The organism is Streptomyces sp. NPDC000941, from assembly GCF_053599555.1.
The window spans coordinates 1-5,862 of the sequence record NZ_JBSFMM010000385.1 but is presented as its reverse complement, the minus strand read 5'-3'; the positions used below and the strand labels follow the sequence as shown (position 1 = coordinate 5,862).

Annotated in this window: 3 protein-coding genes; 2 read left to right on the top strand and 1 reads right to left on the bottom strand. The window is 69.9% G+C overall.

The window, feature by feature from the left end:
* Window positions 1–187: 187 nt before the first annotated feature.
* Window positions 188–937: a GOLPH3/VPS74 family protein gene (locus ACWDSL_RS51300; RefSeq protein WP_450496396.1), complete on the bottom strand. Its 750-nt coding sequence runs from the start codon at window positions 935–937 to the stop codon at window positions 188–190.
* Between the two features lie 259 nt (window positions 938–1,196).
* Here ACWDSL_RS51300 and ACWDSL_RS51295 point away from each other — a divergent pair, with 259 nt between their 5' ends.
* A complete protein-coding gene (locus ACWDSL_RS51295) occupies window positions 1,197–3,512 on the top strand; it encodes a D-alanyl-D-alanine carboxypeptidase (protein WP_450496394.1) in 2,316 nt (771 codons plus the stop codon).
* A gap of 265 nt (window positions 3,513–3,777) precedes the next feature.
* The gene (locus tag ACWDSL_RS51290; RefSeq protein WP_450496392.1) at window positions 3,778–5,787 is read left to right on the top strand and encodes an MFS transporter; all 2,010 of its coding nucleotides are present in this window, start codon (window positions 3,778–3,780) and stop codon (window positions 5,785–5,787) included.
* Window positions 5,788–5,862 lie beyond the last annotated feature (75 nt).

Genomic DNA, 5,862 nt, shown 5'->3' with positions numbered 1-5,862 from the left:
GCGCCCCCCCCGCTCTCGGCCGCCGCCCGGGGCCGCCGCCGGCGCCCCCTCCCGCCCGGGCGGGGGGGCACCCCCCCCCCCACCGCCCCGCGCGCGTCAGCGGCTCCCGAACCGGGTCGGTGGGGACTGTGTGGTGCGGTCGGTCGGGTGGAGCGGGTCGAGCGGGTGGAACGGGTGTGTGCCGGGCTCAGCGCGCTCCGACGCGGGCCATGCTCCCGCGGCGGGACGGCTGTGCCGGAACTCCGGACGCGGGCACGGAGGGCCGCGCTCCCGGCTGGCGGCCTCCTGGGGCCGGTGCGCGCCGTGGCTGCGCCGCGACACCGTTCTGCACGTCCATGACAGCGTGCGCCACGAGTCCGCCCATGGGGTCGTGCCTGATCAGATCCCGGAGCCTGGAGCGCGAGGAGCGCCCCTCGTTCCCGGGATACAGGTGCTTGCCGAGCCCGACCGCATGGGCCAGGGCGGCGAGCGCCGCGGTCCGCGGGTCCGGCGGCACGCCGGTGCGGATCGCGGTGTCCAGCCGGGCCCTGATCTCCCGGCTGATGGCCGACTCCGTCGCCTGGTAGCGAGTCGTCGGCAGTACCCCGCACATCTGGCCCTCTACGGCACTGACCATGCCGCAGCGCTCCAGGTGCGTGAGATACGTCTGGCGCAGCCCCAGCCGGGGCCCGCCGATCCAGTGGACCGCGCGGACCGGGCTGCCACGACGGCGCAGCAGCTCCAGCGCGGAGTCCAATGTCGGATCTCCGGTCGGCCGTGGCAGCACCACGGCGATACGATCCCCGTCTGGGGCTATCCGTCCGGCCAGAGCCAGCTCTACTAGCTGGGCTCCGGCAAGACCGAGGTCGAGCGACTGCGGCTGCGCCGTGGTTCCCGTGGTCGGGTCCAAGGCGAGCAGCAGAAGCTCCTCCGGAATTGTTCTGCGGCTCCTGCCCATCCATGCCTCCCCGCGTGGATGAATGACAGGGTGACCCCTCTCACATTGGTCTGTCGAGAGTGCCTGGGGGATTTGATATGGAACCGATAGCTATGTCTTTCTCGTCTATCGGGTGGGCGCCCCGTTGAAGGCGCTCCGCCAGGGTGCCGTGGCGCGGCAGCACTCGGGGCACACGGGACACTGATAGTTGGTTGGGGCGGCGGGACGTGAAGCCGGAAGGCGGCTCGCGTCCCGTAAAAGGTATTACAAGGAGGCATCGGTGGCGGGCGAGTCCCCCGACAAGTCGGAGCAGCGGAAGTCGTCGGGGGAGACGACTCGCGGCGAGCGCGATCCACGGCTCGCGGTCTTCCATGAAGGGGAGGCCGAGGGCGGCAAATCGGCGGTCGCCGTCGCGGACGAGGAGCCGGAGGCGGCGGCCGAAGCGGAACGGGAAGCGGAATCCGCTGTTCGCGAAAGCGAATCCAGTGATTCCGTCGAAACCGGCAAATCTGTCGATGACACCAAATCTGCGGACGAACCGGACGAAGGCGCGGCTGAGGGATCGGCCGAGGATTCGACCGAGGGGTCCGGCGAGTCGGATGAGGGGTCGTCCGGCGAGCCGGTGGACGTGCGTACGGCGGTGTTCCGCACGCTGAAGCGCGAGCCCGCCGATGGCAAGGCGGTCGACGAGAAGGCCTCACCGGAGTCCGAGTCGGATGACGAGGGCTCGGCCGCGCCCGTCGATCGGCCCACGGCGGCTTTCGGGGTGCTGCGGAACAAGGAAGCTCCTCGGTGGGCCCAGAAGGCCGACAAGGCGGATGATTCCGTCGATACGGAAGAAAAGGACGCCGATTCCGGCAAGACGGATGAAGCGGCCAAGGCCGACAAGTCGGACGAAGCGGGTAGGAAGGGTGGCGAACCCGGCGTCGGTACGGGCATCGACCGGCCGACCGCGGTCTTCAAGACCCTCAAGACCCCTGCCAAGGACAAGCCCGAAGCGGACAAGCCTGATGCAGGCAAGCCCGCTGACGCCAAGGTCGCCGAAAAGCCTGCCGCCAAGCCTGCGGGGAAGCCGGCCGACAAACCCGAGCCCGGTAAGTCCGACGAGAAGGACGAGAAGAAGGCCCCCGGTGCCGAGCGCCCCGAAAGCGCTGCCGAGCGCACCAGCCGCTTCGTACCCCTGAGATCGGCCGACGCCCCGCCCACCCGGCCCCCGGCGCGCCCCGCCGCGCCCCCCGCGCTGCCCGAGTCCGAGCGGACGAAGCAGCAGCCGCTGCCCGAGTCGGAGCGGACCAAGCAGCAGCCGCTGCCGCCGCTCGATCTGCTGGCGCAGCTGACCAACACCCCGCCGCCGCGGGAGACCCCGCTGCGGACCGCTGTGCGGCGGGTCAAGATCTGGACGCCGCTCGCGGTGCTCCTGATCGTCATCCTCGGTGTGGTGCAGTCGGTGCGTCCGCTGCCGGACCCCGAGCTGAAGGTGGCCGACGCCACATACACCTTCGACGGCGCCAAGATGTCGCTTCCCTGGCCGGAGCAGGGGCAGTCCGCGGTCGAGGTGGAGGGGCTGGGCAGCCTGGGCACCTCCGGGGCGCAGAAGCCGGTGCCGATCGCCAGTGTCACCAAGGTGATGACGGCGTACGTCGTCCTCAATGAGCACCCGCTCAAGGTGGACGAGGAGGGCCCGACCATCAAGATCGACGCCCAGGCGGGCAAGGAGTCGGGCTCCGAGGACGAGTCGCGGGTCGAGGTGGACGAGGGGCAGACGTACAACGAGCTCCAGATGCTCCAGATGCTGCTCATTCCGTCCGGGAACAACATCGCCCGGCAGCTGGCCCGCTGGGACTCGGGGTCGGAGAAGGCGTTCGTGAAGAAGATGAACGACGCCGCCAAGGACCTGGGGATGAAGAACACCGTCTACACCGACCCCAGCGGTTTCAAGGCGACCACCAAGAGCACCGCGTCCGACCAGCTCAAGCTGGCCAGGGCGGTGATGAAGAGCGAGGCGTTCCGGTCGGTCGTGGCGACGCCCAACATCAGGATTCCCGGCCTCAAGACTCCTGACAGCAAGATCTTCAACAACAACAATCTGCTGGTGAAGCCTGGTGTGGTCGGCATCAAGACCGGTTCGAGCACCCCGGCCGGCGGTGCGCTGATGTGGGGCGCGGAGAAGACCATCGACGGCAACAAGCGGCTGATCCTCGGTGTCGTCCTGGAGCAGCGGGCGCCCGGCATCCTGCAGAACAGCCTGGATCTGGTGCAGGCCAACAGCTACAAGCTGATCACGGCGGTGCAGGACGGCCTCACCTCCGCCACGGTGGCGAAGAAGGGCGAGGTCGTCGGCCACGTCGACGACGGCCTGGGCGGCACGACCCCGGTCGTCGCGACCAAGGACGTGACGGCTGTCGGCTGGGGCGGCCTCGAAGTGGAGCTGGAGCTGATCGACGGCGGCAAGGTCGTACCGCATACGGCCAAGGCGGGCACGGTTGTCGGCCGGCTGGCCGTGGGCAGCGGTTCGGCCCAGGTGAAGGTGCCGGTCGCGCTGCAGAGCGAGCTGTCCGAGCCGTCGTTCGGCTCCAAGCTGGTCCGTATCGTCTGATCCGGCGGGAGACCGGCTGATCCGGCGGGAGACACACCGCCTGGTGCGGTGGCCCGGCGCTCGGCGCGTCGGGCCACCGATCAGCCGTATGTAGCAAGTTGTCCACAGCACCCCCGACCGCCCGCCCTGAAGGCCTTTTGGGGCCCTTCGCGTGCTAGCGTCGCCTGCGCCTCCGGTCCCGGTCCTCCCATAACGAACCGGGGGGAACCGGTACAGGGTTGAAGGAACATGGGGGCAGACCTCGGGGAAGACGGGGAGAGCCGCAGTGACCACCGTGGATCCGACACGGGCCGAAAACAGCGGGAGTTCCGAGGAGAACACCGCGGCGCGAATAAGACTGCCTACGCAGCGTTGGTCCACTGAGGGCCCGGACGCCGCGGAGGGCGTAAGCCCCGCCGAGGAGGCGGGCGGGCCGGCGGGCGCCGACCCGGCTGAGGGCGCGGCTACGGCGGCGCTCACGCACAGCGCTGAGCAGCAGGAGCAGGCTGAGCAGGAGCAGGCCGAGCCGCAGGAGCAGACGGTCGGCTGGGTGCTGCGCGCCTGGCGCTTCCTGCGCCACCCCGTGCCCGCCGCCCTGGTCGTCGCCGGAGTGCTGCACATCCTGTGGGTGGCGCTGCTGGCGAACAGCGGCGGCGACCTGGCCGCGCAGGACGCATGGGCGGAGTTCGCCCTGCAGCACCCCGACTCGGCGTACAACCTCGCCTGGTACGGCGGGATGCACACGGTCTCGTACAGCGTCATCTCGCCCTATCTGATGGCGGTCCTCGGCGTCCGCACCACGATGATGATCGCGGGGACGCTGTCCGCCGGGCTGCTCGCGCTGCTGCTGGTGCGCAGCCGGGTCGTACGGCGGCCGCTGTGGCCGGCTATGTACGGCACGTTCGCGCTGGTCTGCAACGCGATCTCGGGCCGGGTGACGTTCGGGCTCGGCGCGATGTTCGGCCTCGCCGCCGTGGCGGTCATCTTCGCGTGGCCCACCAAGTGGCGGTCCCGGTTCTGGCATCACAAGATCGCGCGGGCGCTGCTTGCCGCCCTGCTGTCCGCACTCGCGACCATGTCCAGCCCGGTGGCCGGGCTGTTCATCGGGATCGTGGCCGCCGCGCTGTGGCTGACCCGGCGCCATCCGGCCTCGTACGCGCTCGGCATCACGCCGGTGGTCGTGGTCGGTCTTTCCTCCTACTTCTTCCCGTTCTCCGGCGAGCAGCCGATGACCTGGCCGTCGACCATACTGCCGGGCATCATCGGCCTCGGGGTCTTTCTGTTCGCGCCGCGCGGCTGGCGGACCGTCCGGGTGGGCGGGGCGCTGTACACGATCGGGGTGGTGCTGACCTGGCTGATCCCCTCCCAGATCGGCACCAACATCTCCCGCCTGAGCATGATCTTCGGCGGGGTGGTGCTGATTGCCGCGCTGACCAACCGCCGGATGCCGCCGCGCAAGAAGTGGCTCACCACGGGCGTGGGGCGAATCTGGACGGGGCTCGTGCTGTCTCTGGTGACGGTCACGGTGTGGCAGGGCGTGAAGACGGGCGACGACGTCATCCACACCACCCCGTCGGCGTCCTGGGCGCGCGAGCTGGCGCCGCTGGTCCACCACCTGAAGCAGGTGAAGGCGAACCGGGGCCGGGTCGAGGTGGTGCCGGTGCGCAGCCACCGCGAGTCCTCGGCGCTCCCCCAGTACGTCAACCTGGCCCGAGGCTGGACCCGGCAGGCGGACATGGAGCGCAACCCGCTCTTCTACAAGGACACGCTCAGCCCGGACGACTACCACGCCTGGCTCAAGCGCATGGCCGTGCACTATGTGGTGCTGCCGGCCGATGAGCCGGATCACGCCGCGACGCTGGAGGCCGAGCTCATCTCCAAGGGCCTGCCGTATCTGCGTGAGGTGTGGGGCGACGACAACTGGAAGCTGTACGAGGTCAAGGACCCCACCCCGATCGCCGACCCGCCGGCGACGGTGGAGCGGGCCGACGCGGACAAGCTGATACTGAAGGTGCGCGCCAAGGGCCCGGTGCTCATCCGCATCCCGTACTCGCCATGGCTGGGCCTGGTGGACGCCAAGGGCCACCGCATCAAGGCGCCGGAGGCGGACGAGGACGGCGGGCTGCCGGTCAACCGCAAGGGCTGCCTGACCAAGCAGGTCTTCGAGCCGAGCAAGGAGGGGGAGCCGGAGGACGAGTGGACCGTACTGCACGCTCCGCACGCCGGCACCTACCGGATAGCGGGCAAGTACGACCTGCCGCGCGGCACGGCCTGCCCGGACGAGATGGCTCCGTAGAGCGAGTAGAGCGAGTAGACCGAATAGACCGAATAGACCGATGAAGCTGAGAAGGCCGGCCCGGGAGTCCCCGGG

Bases quoted from the DNA above. Each gene is read 5' to 3' on its own strand.
- ACWDSL_RS51300 (WP_450496396.1), bottom strand. From the start codon at position 937: ATGGGCAGGAGCCGCAGAACAATTCCGGAGGAGCTTCTGCTGCTCGCC.